Source organism: Microbacterium sp. cx-59, assembly GCF_020805625.1.
GTDB lineage: Bacteria > Actinomycetota > Actinomycetes > Actinomycetales > Microbacteriaceae > Microbacterium.
In genome coordinates, this window is the sequence record NZ_JAJHGO010000007.1 from 321,922 (window position 1) to 340,334 (window position 18,413).

Sequence of the window (18,413 nt, forward strand, 5' to 3'; positions counted from 1 at the left end):
CGAGCCTACGCGGTCGCGGGTCTGGCCTGACCGGTCGACGGGCGACGGTGCGGGGCCTTCTCGGCGACGGGCGCCGCCGCCTCCTCCTGCGCCACAGCGCCGGCGGGCAGCGTGCGACGGGGCACGTCGACCGGAGGCAGCTGCGACACCGGACGCTCCGAGCTCGAGAGCCATTGCGGACGCTCGGGCAGACGCTTGATGTCGCGGAAGATCTCGGCCAGCTGGTTGTGGTCGAGCGTCTCCTTCTCGAGCAGCTCGAGCGCGAGCTTGTCGAGGATGTCGCGGTTGTCGTTGAGCACCTGGTAGGCCTCGTTGTGCGCCTGCTCGATGAGCGCACGCACCTGGCTGTCGACCCGTTCGGCGACGCGCTCGCTGAAGTCGCGGCCGTGCCCCATGTCGCGTCCCATGAAGACCTCGCCCGACGACGAGCCGAGCTTGACCGGCCCCACATCCGTCGTCATGCCGTACTCGGTGACCATCTTGCGGGCGATGTCGGTCGCCTTCTCGATGTCGTTCGAGGCACCGGTCGTGGGGTCGTGGAAGACGATCTCCTCCGCCACGCGACCGCCCATGGCGTACGTCAGCTGGTCTTGCAGTTCGTTGCGGGTGACGGAGTACTTGTCGTCGAGCGGCAGCACCATCGTGTACCCCAGCGCCTTGCCGCGCGGCAGGATCGTCACCTTCGTCACCGGGTCGGTGAAGTTCATCGAGGCCGCGGCGAGGGCGTGGCCGCCCTCGTGGTACGCGGTGATCAACTTCTCCTTGTCGCGCATGACACGGGTGCGACGCTGCGGGCCGGCGATCACGCGGTCGATCGCCTCGTCGAGCGCGCGGTTGTCGATCAGCTGGGCATCGGAGCGGGCCGTGAGCAGCGCCGCTTCGTTCAGAACGTTGGCGAGGTCGGCACCGGTGAACCCGGGGGTCTTGCGTGCCACGACCTCGAGGTCGACCGAGTCGGCGAGCGGCTTGCCGCGGCCGTGCACCTCGAGGATGCGCTTGCGGCCCTGCAAGTCGGGGGCGTCGACGCCGATCTGGCGGTCGAAACGGCCCGGGCGCAGCAGTGCGGGGTCGAGGATGTCGGGGCGGTTGGTCGCCGCGATCACGATGACGTTGACCTTGGGGTCGAAGCCATCCATCTCCACCAGCATCTGGTTCAGCGTCTGCTCGCGCTCGTCGTGCCCGCCGCCCATGCCGGCGCCGCGGTGGCGACCGACGGCGTCGATCTCGTCGATGAAGATGATGGCGGGCGAGTTCTCTTTGGCCTGGCCGAAGAGGTCGCGGACGCGGCTCGCGCCGACACCGACGAACATCTCGACGAAGTCGGAGCCCGAGATCGAGTAGAACGGCACGCCCGCCTCTCCCGCGACCGCGCGGGCGAGAAGGGTCTTACCGGTTCCGGGAGGGCCGTACAGCAGCACGCCCTTCGGGATGCGGGCACCGAGCGCCTGGAACTTCGTCGGGTCCTTCAGGAAGTCCTTGATCTCCTGCATCTCTTCGATCGCCTCGTCGGAGCCGGCGACGTCTTCGAACGTGACGGTCGGCGTCTCCTTCGTGACGAGCTTCGCGCGGGACTTTCCGAACTGCATGACCTTGTTGCCGCCGCCCTGGGCGGACGAGATCAGGAACCAGAAGATCAGACCGAGCAGCAGGATCGGCAGAAGCAGCGAGAGGATGCCGTCGAACCAGGTCGCGCGGGGAACGATGTCGTTGTAGCCGTCGGAGGGGTTCGACGCACCGATCGCGTCGACGACCTCGCTCGCACGGGCGTTCACGTAGTAGAACTGCACCTCGTTCGCACCCTCGTACGGGCTCGAGAGCTTCATGTCGACGCGCTGGTCACCGTCGGTGTTGGTCACCTCGGTGACCGTGTTGCCCTGCAGCAGTTCGAGACCCTGCTGGGTCGTCACCTGCTTGGCCGCGCCCAGACTCGAGATCAACGAGAAACCCACGATCAGGAAGAGCCCGATCAGCAAGACGTACAGGAGCGGGTTGCGCGTGATCTTCTTGAAGTCCATTGTGCGGGGACGGACCCCGGCCCTTTCGTCGACGAGCCGCCTGCGGACGGTCGCTCCAGGGTAGCGCGGGCGATCTATGCCGGGTCTGTGCATTCGCCCACGGCGTACACCGCGGGCGCGCTACGAGTACACGTGGGGAGCGAGCACCGCGACGTCGCGCAGGTTGCGGTAACGCTCGGCGTAGTCGAGGCCGTAGCCCACGACGAACTCATTGGGGATGTCGAAGCCGACGTAACGGCAGTCGACCTGCACCTTGGCCGCCTCGGGCTTGCGGAACAACGCGAACACCTCGACGGATGCGGCCCCGCGCGCCGCGAAGTTCTCCAGCAGCCAGCTGAGGGTCAGGCCGGAGTCGATGATGTCCTCGACGATCAGCACGTGCTTGTCGTGGATGTCGGTGTCGAGGTCTTTGCGGATCTGCACGACGCCGCTCGACCGTGTGCCGGTGCCGTACGAGGAGACGGCCATCCAGTCCATCGGCACGAGCATCGGGAGCGCCCGCGAGAAGTCGGCCATCACCATGATCGCGCCCTTCAGCACGCCCACGAGCACGAGGTCCTTGCCCTCGTAGTCGGCCGCGACCTGCGCGGCGATGTCCTCCAGTTTGGCGAGGATGTCTTCCTCGGTGGCGAGGACCGTGGTCAGGTCGTCCGCGATGTCGGCAGCACGCATCCTCCGAGCGTACCCGGGGCGGCGTGGGGTGCCGCATCCGGGGCGGGGGGGTGGCAGCACGGCCCGAAGCGAGGAGATCTGCCGAAGCGAGGACGGATGCGGGCAATTCGGCCCTCGCTACGGGATATCTCCTCGCTAGGGCCGAGGTTTCGGCGCCCGGGTTCGGTCAGTTAGCAAGCAGCGAACCGGATGCTGGGCGCGACGGGTGCGCGACGCGACGAGTGGGGATCACGCAGGGGGGCAGGCGGCAGCACGGCCAGAAGCGAGGAGATCTGCCGAGGCGAGGACGGATGCGGGCGACTCGGCCCTCGCTCCGGCAGATCTCCTCGCCAGAGCCGAGGATTCAGCATCCGGTGCGGTCAGTCAGCGGGCGGTGAACAGGATCCGGGGCGCGACGGCCGGACGACGTGTCGGGCGCGGGGGTGGCGCGACGGCCGACGACGTGACGGGTCAGGGGCGGCAGCACGGACCGAAGCGAGGGAATCTGCCGAAGCGAGGACGGATGCGGGCGACTCGGCCCTCGCTCCGGCATATCTCCTCGCCAGAGCCGAGGATTCAGCATCCGGTGCGCTCCGTCAGCGGGCGGTGAACAGGATGCGGCCGTCCGCGCGGTGCGCCCGGAATGCGGGCAGGTCGATCGGGCCCTGCCCGTGCCAGTCGGTGACGAGTCTCGCGACCTCGAGTGTCTGCGCGCGGGTCAACGAGACGTGGAACTCGCTCGCGGCGACGTGGCGGATGATGCGGTTCCGGAGGGCGGCGGGGTTGGCGGCGAGCGCGGCGACCGAGATCGCGATGCCGGCTTCGGCGGGCTCGACGATGTCCTCGATCGTCTCCTCGATCATGTCGGCGAAGGCCTCCGCGTCCTCGCGCAGTTGCTCGGCGGTTCGCGCGAGCGCGTCGGCGATGCCCGGGCCGAGCTCCGCCTCGAGCACCGGAAGCACCCGGCGGCGGACGCGCACCCGGGCGTAGCTGTCGTCCGAGTTGTGCGGGTCTTCCCACGGGATGAGCCCCTGCGCGGCGCAGGCTGCGTGGGTCGACTCTCGGCGCACGGCGAGCAGCGGCCGCATCCAGGTGATCTCGTCGTCGTCGAGTTCACCCGCCATGCCCGCGAGGCTCGTCGCGCCCGACCCCCGAGCGAGTCCGAGCAGCACGGTCTCGGCCTGGTCATCGAGGGTATGGCCGAGCAGCACGCCGCTCGCGGAGTAGTCGGTCGCGGCGTCGCGGAGCGCGGCGTACCGGGCGGTGCGCGCGGCGGCTTCGGGGCCGCCATCCGCGCCCACTTCGACGCCCACCACGATGGCTTCGAGGCCCAGCCCACGGGCCGAGTTCGCGGCGTCAGCAGCGATCGCGGCCGACCCAGGCTGCAGGTCGTGGTCGACGGTGACGGCGATCGCGCGCACTCCCGCCCGCGGGGCCTCGAACGCGACCGCGGCGGCGAGGGCGAGCGAGTCGGCACCGCCCGAGAGCGCGACGAGCACGGTCCGGTGCGAGGCGAGTGCGGGGCGCACTGCGCGGCGCAGCTCGGCAACCGCGGGATCGAGCGCGGGGCGGTGATCTGTCACGGGTTCACGCTAGCGCGCGGCCTCGGCATCCGCGCTCGGGGCCTCCGCCCCTCGACCGAGCTGATCGCCAGACCGACGAGATCCGACCCGGACGGCAGACCGGCAGAAGCCAGGAGCCATACCCCGGCCCACAGCCCGGCCGAAGCGAGGAGGTCTGCCCTGGCCCACAGCCCGGCCGAAGCCAAGAGCTCTACCCCCGCCCGCAGACCGTCCGAAGCCAGGAGCCCTACTTCTGCCCGCGGCACGGCCGAAGCGAGGAGATCTGCCGAAGCGAGGGCCGCATTCCCCCCATCCGTCCTCGCTTCGGCAGATCTCCTCGCTCCGGGCCGACGTGCCGTGCCGGAGCGCGCCTCCGCCACGCCTCCGCCTCCGCCACCTGTGCACTCCCGCCGAGCGCACCCCCCGCCCCCACAACACCCCAGCCGGTGCGCGCGGGGTGGCGCGGCTAGGCTGGTGCCGCCATCCACTGAACTTCCGAAGGAGCCACACGTATGGGCGCATACGACGCCGTCATCGAGATCCCCCGCGGCAGCCGCGTGAAGTACGAGGTCGACCACGGCACTGGCCGGGTCTTCCTCGACCGCGTGCTGTTCACCCCCATGGGGTACCCGGCCAACTACGGGTTCTTCGAGAACACCCTCGGCGAAGACGGCGACCCGCTCGACGTGCTGCTGCTGCTCGACCGCGACATCTACCCGGGCGTTCTCGCGAAGGTGCGTCCCGTGGCCGTGCTGAAGATGAGCGACGAGGCCGGTGGCGACGACAAGGTCGTGGCCGTGCTCGCGAAGGATCCGCGCTGGGCGCACATTCAGGACGTGGGCGACATCGACGAGTGGACCAAGAACGAGATCGGCCACTTCTTCGAGCACTACAAGGACCTCGAGCCGAACAAGTGGGTCAAGGTCGACGAGTGGGCGGGCGTGGACGAGGCCGAGCGCCTCGTCGCCGAGGCGTTCACGCGTTTCGAAGACCACGGCGAGCAGACGAAGACGCAGGGCGAGGGCGAAGCGCCCAACACGCTCTGACTCTCACCTGAACAACGAAGAGCGGATGCCGGTGAATCGGCATCCGCTCTTCTGTTGGTCGTGGGGGTTCAGACGCTGACGCCGCGGGCCCGAAGGAACGGCGCGGGGTCGGTCGTGCCACCCGACGTGTAGACCTCGAAGTGCAGGTGGCAGCCGAACGAGCCGCCGGTGTTGCCGACCGCGGCGATGAGCTGGCCGGCGTTCACGTACTGTCCGCGGCGCACGTACAGCCCGCCGTTGACGATGTGCGCGTAACCGGTAGCGAGGCCGCCGCCGTGGTTGATGCGGATGTAGTTTCCGTACCCGCTGTATACCTGCGACATCTCGACGGTGCCGGATGCTGCCGCGTAGATCGCCGCGCCGCATCCGGGCGCGAAGTCGAGGCCGCGGTGGAAGCTGCTCGAGCAGCCCTGCGGGCCGCACTGCGACTGGCGAGGGCCGTAGCCGGAGCTGATGCGTCCGCTGCTGGGCCGCACCCATCCGGAGCCGCCGCCGCTGCCGCCGGGGGCAGCACCGCCTCCGCCACCACCTCCGCTGCTTCCGCCGCCGCCGCCGCCGCTGTTGCCCTGCTGGGCGGCCGCAGCCGCGGCAGCTGCCGCCGCTGCAGCGGCTGCCGCGGCAGCAGCTGCTTCGCGCGCCTTGCGGGCTTCTTCGTCGCGACGCTTCTGCTCGGCGACGCCGGCCTGGTAGTCGGCGACGGTCTTGGCGGTCGTGTCCTGGAGGGCGGCGAGCTGCGCCTGCAGCGTGCCGAGGTTCTCGTTCTGCGCGTCGAGGGCGGCCTGAGCGGCGTCGGATGCGGCGACCGCTTCTTCCATGGCCGCGTTGGCGATCTGCTGCAGTCGGTCGCGCTCATCGCGCGCGGCCGTCGCGGTCGCGGTCGCGGCCTGCGCGGCGTTGCGTGCGCGCACAGCATCCGCGTACACCGTCTGATTGCGCTCGAGGAGCTTGTCCATCGTGCCGAGGCGGTCGAGCAGGTCGTCGGCGCCGGCGGCGGACCCCGCGAAGAACAGCTGCATCGACGTGTCGTCGCCGCCGGAGCGGTACAGCTGACTCGCGACCTTGCCCGCCTTGTTGGCGGCCTCGGTGGCGGCGGCGGCGCCCTGATCGGCCTGCGCCTGCAGGCTGTCGGCACGGGTTCCTGCGTCGAAGTACGCCTGCTCTGCGGCGTAGAACTCTTGGGACTTCTGGTCGGCGATGGCCTGCTTGTTGGCGACATCGGCCTGCAGCTGCGAGATCAGGCCCTGGATGCGAGAGATCTCGCCGTTCTTGGCCGTCTCGTTCGCCTTGGCCCGCTGCACGTCGTCCCACGACGGGTAACCCTCGATCGCGAACGCGCGGGGGATGTACGGGCTGCCGACGGCGGCGAGGCCGGCGACGCCGAGGGCTCCGACACCGATGGCCGTGCGACGGGTCATGCCGGGCCAGAATCGCGCTCGTTCTTCAGCGGTAGGAGCGCAGTCGCAGTCCTCCGCCGGGGGCAGTTCTTCGTTCGTCACGAGAGCCTCTCCATACCGGGCGCAACGATGACCACACTAACAACATCAGTCACAACCGCAACAGAATCCCGGATGCTGCACGCACAGCACCGGTGTCATCCTCACCCCGCCAGATGCCGCCGGAACGATGGCGCGCGGGCGTTCGCGATCTCGATTGGCGAATCCCCTGGGGAATGCGTATGCTTGCTCTTCGGTAAGCGTGAGCCCAGCGGGTTCGCTCGGCCCCATCGTTTAGCGGCCTAGGACGCCGCCCTTTCACGGCGGTAGCACGGGTTCGAATCCCGTTGGGGTCACTCACCGCTCATAATTGAATACATCATGGCCCTGTAGCGCAGTTGGTTAGCGTGCCGCCCTGTCACGGCGGAGGTCGCGGGTTCAAGTCCCGTCAGGGTCGCTCTGAGCGACGGGCCCTTTCTTCTGAGAGAGGGCCTTTCGTTTAAGACGCGGCAATCGGTTTCACCGCAGTACCGCGCGGCTCTGTAGCTCAGTTGGTAGAGCGCACGACTGAAAATCGTGAGGTCACGGGATCGACGCCCGTCGGAGCCACACGGATGATCATTACGTCATCCTAGAAACCCTCGCGGAGCTTCTATCCGCGGGGGTTTTGCTTTGCCCTGGTGAGAGGCAGTTTCTGGACGTTCGCGAGCGAGCGAAGTCCGCGGGTTGTTGAGCAAGTGGCGCGGGGCGAAAAGCTCCAGTCGGATGCCGTCCAGGCTCCCATCAGCAGCGTTTGGGCCGGTATGGGGCCGGTCAAGCACTCAAAGCGCGCGCATCAGCGATGCTTCCGCCGCCTGCGAGCTCTCCACCTGGCATCCTTCAGACCACTCCGGACACGCGCACGGAGCGGCCAGATGCATGCCAGGATTGGGCAATGGATGTGAGGCAGGCTCAGGCCGATGTGCGTCGGGTCTACCGCGGCGGTTTCTCGGGGCCGTTGGTGTCTGCGATCGTCTGGTTTGCGGCCGCCGCCGTCTACCAGGTGGGTTCCCCCGGCGCAGCGATGGCGGTGCTCTTCTTTGGGGGGATGCTGATCTTCCCGCTCTCTTCTCTGGTGTTGAAGATCATGGGAGGCGAAGCGGCACTCCCCAAAGGGCATCCCTCGATCTCCCTCGCCATGCAAAGCGCGTTCACCGTCCCGATCGGCCTCATCGTTGCGATCACGCTCGGAGTCTTGGAACCGACGCTTTTCTTCCCCGCCTCGCTCATCATTGTGGGCGCGCACTATCTGACCTTCATCTCGCTGTACGGGATGTGGCTCTTCGGCGCCCTCGCGGGAGTACTCGTGATGATCGGCACCGTCTCCCTGTTCTGGGTAGCCGAGCTTCGCGAAGTCAGCGGCTGGGTTGGCGGATCAGTGCTGCTGGTGTTCGCCGTTCCGCTCTATCTTTCGTACCGAAAAGAGTCCGCATCCGCGCCCACGATCGCCGGATGATCGCGAGCCACGGGTGACTGACGTAGTCGGCGCTTACTCGGCTCGCGCAGCGGAGTACACGCAGGTGCTCGGCTCGATGAATGCCGTTCACCCCGCCGATCGCCACCTCGTCGAAGCGTGGGCAAAGGCGGCGTCAGGCCGTGTCCTCGATGCGGGTTGCGGCCCCGGGCACTGGACGAGCCACCTCACGAACCTCGGCATCGACGTCCGCGGCATCGATATAGTTACAGCGTTCATCGACCACGCTCAAGCCACCTACCCCGACGCGCGCTTTGAACTGGGAACCATAGATGCCCTCGACCTCGGAGACGGCGTAATGGCCGGCATACTGTCGTGGTTCTCGACGATCCACCACGCGCCTGAACGCATTTCGATACCGCTCACCGAGTTCGCCCGGACGCTCCGCCCAGGTGGCCGGCTCTTGCTCGGCTACTTCGACGGCGAAGAGATCGAACTTTTCCACCACGCAGTGACTCGCGCCTATCGATGGCCAGCACATGAACTGCACGCAAGGCTCGAAGCGGCCGGTTTCGACATCATCGAGACCCACCGACGTGTCGAACGAGGCCACCGGCCAGTCGGAGCGATCATCTGCGAACTATCTGCATCGGCACCCATCTGACGGCACGCTGAGCGCTCGGCGGGGCAGGAAGCCAAACTCCCACTCCGCGGCAGGACCAAGTCAGTTAGGCATCAGGACCGGGCCAAACGCGGACTATTCGATCGTGGCGCTTCGGTGGCGGCCCTTTGGCGGTCAACTGGCGGTCATATGGCGTGGTGGCGAAATCTCTCATGAGCCACCATGAATTCATGAGCACAACACGAATCGCGGAGCTCCGGCAGGAGAACGGCTGGACCCAGGAGCGGCTCGCCACCGAGAGCGGCGTAGGGCTGCGGACCATCCAGCGCGTGGAAGCAGGGCAGGACGCCAGCCTCGAGACCCTGTCGCTCGTCGCGGATGCACTGCGCGTCGCGGTGCGTGATCTGTTCACGACGATCGATGACGCGCAGTTCAGCACGCGTTTGGAATCCCTCGATGGACGAACCGCCGAGCAACAAAGTGCGCGTGATCGCACCGCCGGAGCATGGCGGTGGCTCTACATCGGGGTCGGCATTGTGTTGAGCCTCCTCAGCCTGACCCTCGGCGCGTACGGCCTCGTCCTGTTCCTCTCTTATTGGACGGGTGGATACCTGATCCTCGTCGCGATGCGAAGGATCTACCTCGAACCACACCTCGCGACACGGTATCCGCTGTCGCGAAGCAAGCGAGAGCTCCGCGCGCAGAGCACGGCAGGGCGAGTAACCGAGCCCGAGGATGCGGAGCAAGTGCCGTGAGCGACCTCGAGAAGTTCACCCTCGCCGACCTCTCGGTTCATGTATTCGCCTCACCCGAGACGTTCGACGCCCTCTATCGCGACATCCTCCAGCTCCTCGAAACCGCGTACGAACAGAGCACATGGGAATTGGCGGTCGATGAGGACGTCACGGACGACCTGGAGCATCGCGACACGTATGAACGCCTCCGAGAAGAGGCGGAGAGCGCCAGGGGCTCAGGGTGACGGTCACGCTGTCTCCACGAGTTGGGCGATAGCGGGACTGGACCGGTAGTGAAGGCGAGAGGTGGTAGCCGCAGGGCGAGAATCCGTCTACACGCTCCTCTCAAACTGATTGGGAACTCGGCGGGCGAGTACTGTGCTGGCATGTCATTCAACGCCAATGTTCTGCGCGTAATGATCGCGTCGCCGTCTGATGTCCCAGAGGCTCGCGATGCAGTTGAGAGGGCGATCCATAGCTGGAACGATGCGAACTCTCGCGCCAAGCAAGTCGTCCTTGTGCCGTGGCGGTGGGAGACGTCTTCGATTCCCATGCTTGGGGGACACCCACAAAAGCTCATCAACGCGCAAGGCGTCGATGACTCCGACATCGTCTTCGCATTGTTCGGTGGTCGGCTGGGGTCTCCGACACCGGATGCTGTCTCCGGGACGGCCGAAGAAATCGATCGAGCGGTCGAATTGGGCAAACCAGTTCATCTGTACTTTTCGACGGCGCCGTTGCCCAGCGATATAGACACGGCGCAACTCGATGCTCTCCGCGCGTTTAGGCAGGCCATGGAAGAGCGCGGCCTGCTCGGCGAGTTCAGCAACGTAGATCAGTTGAATCACGAGGTATGGAAGGCGATCGAGCACGATCTCACGCAGCTACGTCTCGATGCCTCGCCGCAACGGGCGGCTCCGACAGGTGTGGATCTGATAGTGCAGCCAGGCAGAGAGCGAGAAGTAAATAGTTTCGACTCGAAGGGCAAGCCGCGATATCGGACTCGTCACTGGCTCGACATTGAGAACCGAGGTGACGTCGATGCGGAACAAGTCGTTCTCGAACCCGTCGGTCAAAACGCGGGCGTAATGCTTGTTACCACCGGCAAACCGACCGTGATTCATCGCGGCCAGTCCCGCCGATTCGCGATGGAGTTTTACGGAGGGGGAGGGGATCCGGTGATCAAGGTGCGCTGGGTTGAGGATGGAGAGCCCAGAGAGAAGGACTACCACGTGGGCTGACGCGCCGCGCGGCGCAGAGGCGTTCACAAGGTCGCGCTGCCGATGCTTCGCCGCAACGGCGAGTCGGTTCGTTCCGAGCATGTCGCCTGCGAGCAGTCGCGATTGGTGACGATCAGCCCGAAGCCCGCTTATTCTCCCCCACCGCCAGCGACCACCTCGAGTTCCGGGTGGACATCGGGGCAGTCAGCGAGGCAGCAACCGCAAAATGGGTGATCGACGGTCCCAGCATCCGCTTCGTTCTCGCACACGCACTCCTTGCAGGAACACCGAGTTCCGCGTGCCGGGAGATCCAACTCGAGGCGCCGGTCGTCGCTGACTTCGGACGCAAAGACAACGTCGTACTCAATCCCGCCGAGCACGACCACTCGATCCGACTCCCCATTTTTCATAACTGGCCAGGATAGCTCCCTACAGTGCTGACAGACAATGAGCAGTGATCGCCAGCGCTCAGGCTCATTCAGAGCGAGACTCTCGGTCGTCAGCCCGACGAGTGATGCGACCGTAGGTCTCCTCATCGATCAATCCGATCGTGTAAGCATGGACAACTGCGTCGAAACTGTTGGTGCGCGTTTCCCAGTCGTCAGCCAAGCCTCGCGTCCGGTAGCTCGGTTCAAACTCCCAATCCAGAAGAGCGCTGACGAGTTCGGCTTTCGATATCTCGCCGCGTTGCGCCCGACGGACGATGTCCATGGCCGTCTCCTTGGGGCCGGCTTCCACCCTTGGAGTCTCGATCGGATTCAGTACAGCAGACTCGAGCGCTTGGGATACTTCGAGCATCCGTGCGGCGAGGTCGCCGAACCGCCTAGCCGCGTGTGGATCCGAGCGCCGGTGACTCCGGGATAGACGAGAGTACTCTGCGTACGAATCGGCGATCCCGTCAGATACGTCAAGCAACGCTCGGACGGGACCGATGATCGTCAGTACGACCGATGAATGGTCCAAATCAATCTCATCTTCGCCCTCGGCCACCTCAGGTCGGGTAACGGACACCAATGCCCGTGCTGCGAACTCCAGACCGTGCGCGAACTGGGGACCTCGCTCCGGCGTTTGCTGAGACTTGTTCATGCTGCTCCCTTCCACCTTGCGTCACGCAGCTCGATACTGCGCCCTATCCATATAGGCCGCCCCTGCGGGTGTTCGCGGACAAGCGAGGTTCAGATTCACGGCCATCGGCCGTGCACCGCGTAGATCGCGAAGCGGCGAGATCGGGCGACGTAACTACTCGCGACGGGCGCATGGATAACCTCGTCGGCGCGGGCTGTTCGGACTGTCCTGTTGACTCGGCGAGTACATTCGCAACATGGGCGACTTGCGCGACGAGTATCTGCTGAACCTTGAGGCCCTGCACCTGACATCGGAGCGCGTGCAAGCCGCGTACAAAGGCGACCGAATCGAAGCGGCCGCCATCGAGACTCACTTTGGTCTTCACGCGGTGTATGACCTCCACGAGGCCTACTTCAAGCATCACAACATCGCCACAATCGCGCTCCAGGACGACCACCTCGAGGCATCCGGCGGCCAGTCGGTTGGCGCACTCGCACTCGCTCGAGGAGCGCGCACGCACAACCTCGTGACGGTTGCGAGAACTGGCGGTTTCGGAGATCTTCCCTACGGTATGGGCCCCTACGGTGGCGGATGGATCTGGAAAGAGCACACCTGGAATAGCGAGAAGTTCACACGCCGCGCGTGTTGGTACGACGAGCGAGTGAGGTGGCGCTATCTCCACAACCCCCTCGATGACGCGTGGGCGTGGTTCCTTGACCGCATCCCCGCCGCGGAAGACGACACGTCGGGGTAGCCGCGATCGCCGGTACTCGCAGAGCGTCGTGGGCCAGGATCGCGGTACACACTCAGATTTCGCCATCACGCGTAGACCTCCTCCTGCACGCCCATCACTCCCCGTCGCCGAAGAGGGAGTCGATGGCGGCGGCGGCGCGCTTGGCGACGTCGGATCGAGCGCGGCTATAGCGCTCCGTCATCTGCATGCTCGAGTGACCGAGAATGGCCTGCACGTCGTTCGCCGGGGCGCCCGCGTCGAACAGGAGCGTCGCGAGCGTGTGCCGCAGGTCGTGGATGCGGAGGTCGTCGCGATTCAGCTGCGCCCGCAGGGTCTTCCAGTCGATCGCGCGACGAACGTTCGAGGCGTTGATCCGGCCACCCCGTGGACCAGTGAAGACGAGATCTCCGCGCCGCTTGCCTGCCATCGCCTCGGTCAGCGCCCCGACGAGGGGCGTCGGGATCGGAACTTCCCGCTCCTTGTGGCTCTTGGGCGTCAGCTCGATCCCCCGTCCGTCAGCTCCGATGCTGAATGCGCGGCGGACGTGAATGGTGCGATGCGCAAGGTCGACGTCCTCGATGCGCAATGCTGTCGCCTCGTTGGCGCGCATACCGGTGTAAACCAGACCGGCGATATAGCGCCGATAGTGCGCATCGTCGATCGACGCGAGCAGTAGTTGGACTTCTGCAGCTGTGAGGGCGCGTGACCGCAGGCTGTTCGAGGCGTCGGACTTCGGACGGCGAGCAAGTCGCGCCTGATTGAGCGGCACGAGACGCGCTCGAACAGCGCCATCCAGCAGCCGACTGAGCACCGATAGAGCGTCAATGCGCGTCGAGGTGGTGCCGGTCCATCCCGAGATCGCCTCTTCGATGACGCCTGCCGTCAGCTTCTCAAGCTTTATGTGCCCGAGCCACGGCTTCACGCGCAACCGCCATCCTCGCTCGTACGCTCTGGCGGTTGACGCGCGCACGCTCTCCTGAATCACAGGCCAGTGCCGTGCGTGCCACTGAGTCAGTGTCATGTCGCCGTCCGGGAATCGCGTTGTGAGCGTCTCGGCACGGAGCCTCTTGGCCTCGACCAACGTGTCCGCGTAGAAGCTCCGCTCCCGCTGCTCGCCGTTCAGCCCGATCGCCCAGACCCGGACCTGGTACTTGCCACGGTCCGTGCGGAATCGGATGCCGTCGGGCAGCTGACGCCGGGTCTTCGGATCAATCCGCCCACCCTGTTCAGTCGCCACCGCGGGTCCCGCCCGCGTCGAGGAACGCCGTGACGGTCGAAGCTCGCCAGAGCATGTGCTTGCCCATGTGAGCGTCGGGGAACGGGAATCGGTTCTGACGCCGCAGCGAGTCGAAGGTCGACAGCGGCACCCGGCAAAGCGAGGCGGCTTCGCGGCGCGTGAGGTATTCGTTGTGCTCGGGCTCGACAGTCGCTGCCTGCTCGGCCTCCGTCAGCACTTGGGTGGTCATCTCGGGCTCCTCTCGGTAGGTGGGGTTCTGCGATCGCGGGCGCGTTGATGTCGCCATTGCCGAGCGGCATCCGCGGCTTCGGTTGCCAGAGCTTTGTCGCCGTCTGTGAGCCAACCCATGCCTGCGTAGGCCCAGGAACCGATCACGAGCACTTCATCCACCGCGACATCGTCGTTGGGCTTGGCGGTCTCGATAAGGCGCCGCAGGCGCCAGATGCGACGGGCGCCGCGCAGGGAACCGAGCGTGACGGAGTATCGGCGCGACTTCGTTGAGAAGTGGCCCCGGAAGCCGAGCATCCCGTCCCAGCGGTGGAGCTGGCCGTACGGCCCTTCGACATCGACGGTCGCGGCGAGCTCGCGCACGGTCGACTTAATGCGCTTGATGTGCGCGCGACCGGCGCCAGTCGGCTCGAGGTCCTCGGTGGCTTTGGTCGCGTACTTCGCGATGTAAGCGGCGACGGCACGATCGGAAAGCGAACCGTCGAGACCCTCCCGGCGGATGATCGGTCGAGCGTCGAACTGCTTGCCCCACACCAGCGTCCGGCCGCGCTCCTCCCCCGGAAACGGAGCAGCCGACGTGCGGGTTGTGCGAACCGCAGCCGCAATCGCTTGCAGCAGATGATCGGTCGTCACAGCCGCGGGCGGCGCCGGAAAAAGTTGCTCCGGGTGAACGCCGTCGAGGCGGATGATCGCGTGGAAGTGCACGACTCCGCGGCGCTGGAACTCGGCGACCTTCGCGAACTGCACCCGAACGACTCGGGACGCCGCGCGCTGAGTCATCCCGAGGCTGCGGGCCAGCTCGCGGCGAAGCCGGATGGTGAACCGACGCCACAATTCTGGCGCGTGGAACTGCCAGACGACGTGCTCGACGTAGTCGTAGCAGTCTTCGCAGACGGCATCGCCGCGCTGCGGGTCGTCCGTTTCGTGGTCGCAGCGGCATCCGGTTGGCTTACCGTGCTCGCAAAGTCCGGCGCGACGATCTTTGGCAGTCGTGTGGACGGCTCCGAACGAGGGCGCGGTGAGCGTCAGGAAGACCATCGGATGCTCCGCGATCCGTTCGGGGACGTCCTTCATCCCGCCTGCTGCACCCGCCATGATCATGTGCCAGGTGTCGCCCTTGTACTCGTGGCTGCACGACTCGCAACGTCTGGAGCGACGGTTGCCGCACCGCGTGAAGGTGACACCGTCGGGTTCATTCGCGGAGGCGTACTCCGAGAGAACCTCGCCCGACCGCTCGTGAAGAGTCGCAGACGAACCCACAAGACGAACAGGGTTATGGCAGTAGCCAGTGGCGGAGACGCCACGCATCCAACGGTCGAAGTCAGGGCTGCGGAGTCGCCGAGCGACCGACTCATCGAGACGCATCGGTCACCACCATGACGGGCACGGCGCAGCCGATCGGATACGTTCTCGAGGAGAAGACGTCGTCGTAGTAGACAACGCGGCAGATCGTGTCGCTTTCGCCCAGCTCGCGTCGAAGCTCCTGCCACTTGATGATCTGCGCGTCGGAGCATGAATTGTTGGCGATCATCGGGCCATAGCGCTCAAGGTCGTATTCGCTGGCAGCCGGGCTGTCGTATCGAGCGCGCTTGACCATCGCGTCCTGGTCGAACTGCTCTCCGAGGTTGCAAGCAGCCGCCTCAAAGCCGCGAACGGGGCGGGCTTCGACGGAGGATGTCTCCGCGGGAGCGGGAGCTTCTGCACAACCCGCGAGCGCGGTGGCGACGAGGAGGACGCCTGCCGCGGCGGCCCTTTTCCGGTTCTTCATGATGCGGTTTCCTTTCGTGTGGTCGTGCGGGGTTCACGTCGCGAGCGCGGCTGACGAGGGACGTCTGGCGGAGATTCGGGGATGACGATCGGGATCTGCCGCGGTGCGGCAAATCTGGATGCCGTGTCGCGAATCATCTCGTCGGTGACGAGGCCAGCCCTTACGCGCTCGGGTGGCTTGCCGTCCTCAGGCAGCACGTAAGCGACGCCCGGGGTGTCGGGCAATATCTCGTGACAGAGCGCGCCTGCCACGACCGCACCGTCTCCGAGCACCATCGCGGTCTCCATTCGGTCGCGGAGGCGTAGGCCCACTGTCTGTGTGAAGAGACCGCGCGCGGGAAGGGTTTCCTTGCGAGGGTCTTGCAGGCAGGCGAAGACCACGAAACCGACGGCCCTGCCCTGGGACGCGAGTGTCGCGATCGCTGCGTTCGCGCGGCGGAGTAAGTCGCGATCGGTCTCGTAGGCCGTGAGCGCTGCAAGTTCGTCTATGAGGATGACGATCGTCGGGCTGTCTTTCGCCGCGACGTGCTGCCGGGTCTTGCCTGCGAGCTGCCGAGCACGCGCTTGCATCGCGTCGACTGCTTCTTCGAGCAGAATCACCGAGCGTTGGGCGTCGTCGGCGAACCGGGTGAGCAGTTGGCGTCCGAGCGCGAGTTCCATGCCGCCCTTACGGTCGACGCCCCAAACTTCGACGAGCCCACTGTGGATCGGCTCGGCAAGACCAAGCAATAGTCCCCACACGAGCGAGGCTTTGCCGCTGCCCGAGGCGCCAGCAACGAGGGTGTGCGGTCCGAGCCGCAACCGCCAGATCTGCCCCGAGCTGAAGATGCCCATGGGCACGGTCTTGCCATCCCACGGCAGGTCGTTCTCAAGCCTGAACGGCTCGTCCAGCGCGTCGGCGTATTCGAGTCGGAGCAGAAGCGAGCCGATGTGAGATCCCTCGACTACCGCCCGCCGAGCGCCGAATGCCTGGGCCAATAGTCCGGTCTGAGCTTGAAGGTGCTCACGCCCCAGACCTTGCGGGAGGGAGACGTGCAGATTGCAGGTCCACCCGTCCCACACGGGATAGCTGACGGATGGGGGCACCGTGCCGCGCGCGGAGTAGTCAGGCACCGCGAGGCCGAGGCGCATCGCGACGGCCGTCCAACTCCGGTAGATGCCCCGGCCGACGTCGCGCTTCCACTTTTCGTCGGGTCGATGCGGCATCCGTCGAGCGGTGAGGATCACCCAAGCTGCGACGAGCAGAACCAGCACGAGAATCGCCCAGTTGAACGCGACCTGGACCGCTGGAACGGGAGGACGCCACGTCATGGCGACGATGACCGCGAGTGCCCACCACCAACGACGAGCGACAATCCCAACCTCGTCACCCCAGGTGCGCAGCTCGCGCGGCACGGTGTTGCCCATCACTCTCCCCCGCGAGCCTTCGGTGCTGCCTTCATTTCGCGGGCCCGGAGGGAGTACGCGACGCGAGGACGCCCCTGGCCCTCCTTCACGTATGGGGTGACGGTGAGCCCGTCGAAGTAGGCCGGTCGGAACGGCAAGCCGTTCGACTCGGGCGGCAGCGGCGGCTCTGAGATGCTGACGATCTTGACCGTGACCTCGCCCTGCCCCTTCTTCGCGTCAGGGTCGGCGTCGATCACTCGGACCTGCCAGAGCGGATGACCCGTGACCTTGTCGAGGTCCTGCCCCTGACGCTGGCCGTCGTCGGACCACTTGACGACAGGTTCGACCTCGCCGACGACAAACGCGCCACGAGGGAAGAACGCCTCGAAGTTGACCGGGATTGCGGACTGAAGTGCCATTTCTGTTCCTTTCGATTGACCATCGTTGGCGCCAGTCTGCATCACAGCTGTTCCCGTTGTCAACATTTGTTTGTCCTCTGAGCAGACGTTGCCGAGATTCGCAGTCCGGAGAAGAGCCAACGGGCGCTGTACCCTCGAAACAGAGGAGGCATCGTGGAAGAAGAGCTGGATCTGCCATGGGGCACAGTCCCCCCGGTGATCGTCGAACTCGCCCGCGTGCTGGCCAAGCGAGCCTCCGAGAATGCCAGGCGAGCTGAACGAATCAAGTGGCCAGATAAGCCCGGCGACGTACAAGAGGAGCTACGTCTCGCGATCGGAGCCGCCCACAAGACGACGCGCGCTGCCACGGATCTGCGCGCGCTACTGTCCGCCTACGCTCATAAGTTCCACAACCCGCGACCGGTGATCTCCGACCTCGCTCGAGCCCAAGACACGAGCTCGCAGGGGTTCATTCGCCGCTACTCGGAAGGGACCGTCGACGCAGTCGCATCTCTGCTGTCTCCGAAGCCCGATGTAGAGACGGTGCTTCTTGCGTTCCCCTCGGTCTCAATCCTTGATCTCGTCGACCTCGGTGGAACCGTCGGTGCGTCTGCCCAGGCGCTGCTCGACTCTGGACGTTACGACGCCAAGGGCATCCGTTCCCGAAAGCTCCGAGCCTCTGACACCGATGAGGACAACGCAGCTCGACGCGTTCGCGCCAGCCGGGCGGATGAGCTGTGAGAACTTTCTTTACTCGTTCAAGGCCGGCCTCCGGCCGGCGATGCGTGGACGAGCCTGCGGTGCGTCCGGTCCTCGCTTCGCTGCGGTCCGGGCGCTCCTCGGCTCGTCCACACTCAAGCCGC

At 66.0% G+C, this 18,413-nt stretch carries 19 protein-coding genes and 3 tRNA genes; 11 read left to right on the top strand and 11 right to left on the bottom strand.

Annotated elements, in window-relative coordinates; all coding sequences use genetic code 11:
* Positions 1 to 5: 5 nt before the first annotated feature.
* The 3 genes from ftsH to tilS all read right to left on the bottom strand — a co-directional run bounded on the left by ftsH (position 6) and on the right by tilS (position 4,249).
* Positions 6 to 2,015, bottom strand: coding sequence for an ATP-dependent zinc metalloprotease FtsH (gene ftsH, locus LMI96_RS09005; protein ID WP_223722245.1), 2,010 nt, complete (start codon positions 2,013 to 2,015; stop codon positions 6 to 8).
* Between the two features lie 120 nt (positions 2,016 to 2,135).
* The gene (gene hpt, locus LMI96_RS09010; RefSeq protein WP_223722244.1) at positions 2,136 to 2,687 is read right to left on the bottom strand and encodes a hypoxanthine phosphoribosyltransferase; all 552 of its coding nucleotides are present in this window, start codon (positions 2,685 to 2,687) and stop codon (positions 2,136 to 2,138) included.
* A gap of 575 nt (positions 2,688 to 3,262) precedes the next feature.
* Positions 3,263 to 4,249 carry a tRNA lysidine(34) synthetase TilS gene (gene tilS / locus LMI96_RS09015; RefSeq protein ID WP_228361245.1) on the bottom strand — a complete coding sequence of 329 codons (987 nt, stop codon included), beginning with the start codon at positions 4,247 to 4,249 and terminating at the stop codon, positions 3,263 to 3,265.
* A gap of 491 nt (positions 4,250 to 4,740) precedes the next feature.
* On the opposite strand from tilS, the gene LMI96_RS09020 reads away from it, so the two are divergent.
* Positions 4,741 to 5,274, top strand: a complete 534-nt coding sequence (locus LMI96_RS09020; RefSeq protein WP_223722242.1) for an inorganic diphosphatase — start codon at positions 4,741 to 4,743, stop codon at positions 5,272 to 5,274.
* A 68-nt stretch (positions 5,275 to 5,342) separates the two neighbouring features.
* On the opposite strand, the gene LMI96_RS09025 is transcribed toward LMI96_RS09020, so the two are convergent.
* Positions 5,343 to 6,689, bottom strand: a complete 1,347-nt coding sequence (locus LMI96_RS09025; RefSeq protein ID WP_228361246.1) for a peptidoglycan DD-metalloendopeptidase family protein — start codon at positions 6,687 to 6,689, stop codon at positions 5,343 to 5,345.
* Positions 6,690 to 6,990: 301 nt separating this feature from the next.
* Between LMI96_RS09025 and LMI96_RS09030 the strand changes: the two genes are divergently transcribed.
* From LMI96_RS09030 to LMI96_RS09065, 8 genes are all read left to right on the top strand, one after another.
* Positions 6,991 to 7,063, top strand: a tRNA-Glu gene (locus LMI96_RS09030).
* 27 nt (positions 7,064 to 7,090) lie between these two features.
* Positions 7,091 to 7,164, top strand: a tRNA-Asp gene (locus LMI96_RS09035).
* A gap of 79 nt (positions 7,165 to 7,243) precedes the next feature.
* Positions 7,244 to 7,316, top strand: a tRNA-Phe gene (locus LMI96_RS09040).
* A 325-nt stretch (positions 7,317 to 7,641) separates the two neighbouring features.
* On the top strand, positions 7,642 to 8,202 hold the full coding sequence (locus tag LMI96_RS09045) for a hypothetical protein (protein WP_228361247.1): 561 nt from the start codon (positions 7,642 to 7,644) through the stop codon (positions 8,200 to 8,202).
* A 13-nt stretch (positions 8,203 to 8,215) separates the two neighbouring features.
* Positions 8,216 to 8,824, top strand: a complete 609-nt coding sequence (locus tag LMI96_RS09050) for a class I SAM-dependent methyltransferase (RefSeq protein ID WP_228361248.1) — start codon at positions 8,216 to 8,218, stop codon at positions 8,822 to 8,824.
* Between the two features lie 188 nt (positions 8,825 to 9,012).
* Entirely contained in the window at positions 9,013 to 9,537 is a 525-nt protein-coding gene (locus LMI96_RS09055; RefSeq protein ID WP_228361249.1) for a helix-turn-helix domain-containing protein, read from the top strand.
* Positions 9,534 to 9,761, top strand: coding sequence for a hypothetical protein (locus LMI96_RS09060; RefSeq protein ID WP_228361250.1), 228 nt, complete (start codon positions 9,534 to 9,536; stop codon positions 9,759 to 9,761). Before LMI96_RS09055 ends, LMI96_RS09060 begins: the two co-directional genes overlap by 4 nt.
* A 141-nt stretch (positions 9,762 to 9,902) precedes the next feature.
* The gene (locus tag LMI96_RS09065) at positions 9,903 to 10,757 is read left to right on the top strand and encodes a DUF4062 domain-containing protein (protein ID WP_228361251.1); all 855 of its coding nucleotides are present in this window, start codon (positions 9,903 to 9,905) and stop codon (positions 10,755 to 10,757) included.
* A 453-nt stretch (positions 10,758 to 11,210) separates the two neighbouring features.
* On the opposite strand, the gene LMI96_RS09070 is transcribed toward LMI96_RS09065, so the two are convergent.
* On the bottom strand, positions 11,211 to 11,822 hold the full coding sequence (locus LMI96_RS09070; RefSeq protein WP_228361252.1) for a hypothetical protein: 612 nt from the start codon (positions 11,820 to 11,822) through the stop codon (positions 11,211 to 11,213).
* Between the two features lie 235 nt (positions 11,823 to 12,057).
* On the opposite strand from LMI96_RS09070, the gene LMI96_RS09075 reads away from it, so the two are divergent.
* Positions 12,058 to 12,555 (top strand): hypothetical protein, encoded by a 498-nt coding sequence (locus tag LMI96_RS09075; protein WP_228361253.1) that lies wholly within the window; start codon positions 12,058 to 12,060, stop codon positions 12,553 to 12,555.
* 94 nt (positions 12,556 to 12,649) lie between these two features.
* Here LMI96_RS09075 and LMI96_RS09080 read toward each other — a convergent pair whose 3' ends face one another.
* The 6 genes from LMI96_RS09080 to LMI96_RS09105 form a co-directional block, all read right to left on the bottom strand.
* Complete coding sequence (locus tag LMI96_RS09080; protein ID WP_228361254.1) at positions 12,650 to 13,615, bottom strand: site-specific integrase; 966 nt, start codon at positions 13,613 to 13,615, stop codon at positions 12,650 to 12,652.
* Between the two features lie 145 nt (positions 13,616 to 13,760).
* A complete protein-coding gene (locus tag LMI96_RS09085) occupies positions 13,761 to 14,000 on the bottom strand; it encodes an AlpA family transcriptional regulator (RefSeq protein WP_228361255.1) in 240 nt (79 codons plus the stop codon).
* Entirely contained in the window at positions 13,997 to 15,364 is a 1,368-nt protein-coding gene (locus LMI96_RS09090; protein WP_308015756.1) for a replication initiator, read from the bottom strand. The genes LMI96_RS09085 and LMI96_RS09090 overlap by 4 nt, the downstream gene beginning before the upstream one ends.
* A complete protein-coding gene (locus LMI96_RS09095) occupies positions 15,351 to 15,767 on the bottom strand; it encodes a hypothetical protein (RefSeq protein ID WP_228361257.1) in 417 nt (138 codons plus the stop codon). The genes LMI96_RS09090 and LMI96_RS09095 overlap by 14 nt, the downstream gene beginning before the upstream one ends.
* Positions 15,764 to 17,173: an FtsK/SpoIIIE domain-containing protein gene (locus LMI96_RS09100; protein ID WP_228361258.1), complete on the bottom strand. Its 1,410-nt coding sequence runs from the start codon at positions 17,171 to 17,173 to the stop codon at positions 15,764 to 15,766. The genes LMI96_RS09095 and LMI96_RS09100 overlap by 4 nt, the downstream gene beginning before the upstream one ends.
* A complete protein-coding gene (locus LMI96_RS09105; protein ID WP_228361259.1) occupies positions 17,173 to 17,571 on the bottom strand; it encodes a plasmid replication, integration and excision activator in 399 nt (132 codons plus the stop codon). The genes LMI96_RS09100 and LMI96_RS09105 overlap by 1 nt, the downstream gene beginning before the upstream one ends.
* A gap of 153 nt (positions 17,572 to 17,724) precedes the next feature.
* On the opposite strand from LMI96_RS09105, the gene LMI96_RS09110 reads away from it, so the two are divergent.
* On the top strand, positions 17,725 to 18,291 hold the full coding sequence (locus LMI96_RS09110; RefSeq protein ID WP_228361260.1) for a hypothetical protein: 567 nt from the start codon (positions 17,725 to 17,727) through the stop codon (positions 18,289 to 18,291).
* Positions 18,292 to 18,413 lie beyond the last annotated feature (122 nt).

What these genes read in the sequence shown, in the direction of transcription:
- ftsH (WP_223722245.1), bottom strand. Translation starts at nt 2,015, where the DNA reads ATGGACTTCAAGAAGATCACGCGCAACCCGCTCCTGTACGTCTTGCTG.
- hpt (WP_223722244.1), bottom strand. Translation starts at nt 2,687, where the DNA reads ATGCGTGCTGCCGACATCGCGGACGACCTGACCACGGTCCTCGCCACC.
- LMI96_RS09020 (WP_223722242.1), top strand. Translation starts at nt 4,741, where the DNA reads ATGGGCGCATACGACGCCGTCATCGAGATCCCCCGCGGCAGCCGCGTG.
- LMI96_RS09025 (WP_228361246.1), bottom strand. Translation starts at nt 6,689, where the DNA reads ATGACCCGTCGCACGGCCATCGGTGTCGGAGCCCTCGGCGTCGCCGGC.
- LMI96_RS09045 (WP_228361247.1), top strand. Translation starts at nt 7,642, where the DNA reads ATGGATGTGAGGCAGGCTCAGGCCGATGTGCGTCGGGTCTACCGCGGC.
- LMI96_RS09055 (WP_228361249.1), top strand. Translation starts at nt 9,013, where the DNA reads ATGAGCACAACACGAATCGCGGAGCTCCGGCAGGAGAACGGCTGGACC.
- LMI96_RS09065 (WP_228361251.1), top strand. Translation starts at nt 9,903, where the DNA reads ATGTCATTCAACGCCAATGTTCTGCGCGTAATGATCGCGTCGCCGTCT.
- LMI96_RS09070 (WP_228361252.1), bottom strand. Translation starts at nt 11,822, where the DNA reads ATGAACAAGTCTCAGCAAACGCCGGAGCGAGGTCCCCAGTTCGCGCAC.
- LMI96_RS09075 (WP_228361253.1), top strand. Translation starts at nt 12,058, where the DNA reads ATGGGCGACTTGCGCGACGAGTATCTGCTGAACCTTGAGGCCCTGCAC.
- LMI96_RS09085 (WP_228361255.1), bottom strand. Translation starts at nt 14,000, where the DNA reads ATGACCACCCAAGTGCTGACGGAGGCCGAGCAGGCAGCGACTGTCGAG.
- LMI96_RS09090 (WP_308015756.1), bottom strand. Translation starts at nt 15,364, where the DNA reads ATGCGTCTCGATGAGTCGGTCGCTCGGCGACTCCGCAGCCCTGACTTC.
- LMI96_RS09095 (WP_228361257.1), bottom strand. Translation starts at nt 15,767, where the DNA reads ATGAAGAACCGGAAAAGGGCCGCCGCGGCAGGCGTCCTCCTCGTCGCC.
- LMI96_RS09100 (WP_228361258.1), bottom strand. Translation starts at nt 17,173, where the DNA reads ATGGGCAACACCGTGCCGCGCGAGCTGCGCACCTGGGGTGACGAGGTT.
- LMI96_RS09105 (WP_228361259.1), bottom strand. Translation starts at nt 17,571, where the DNA reads ATGGCACTTCAGTCCGCAATCCCGGTCAACTTCGAGGCGTTCTTCCCT.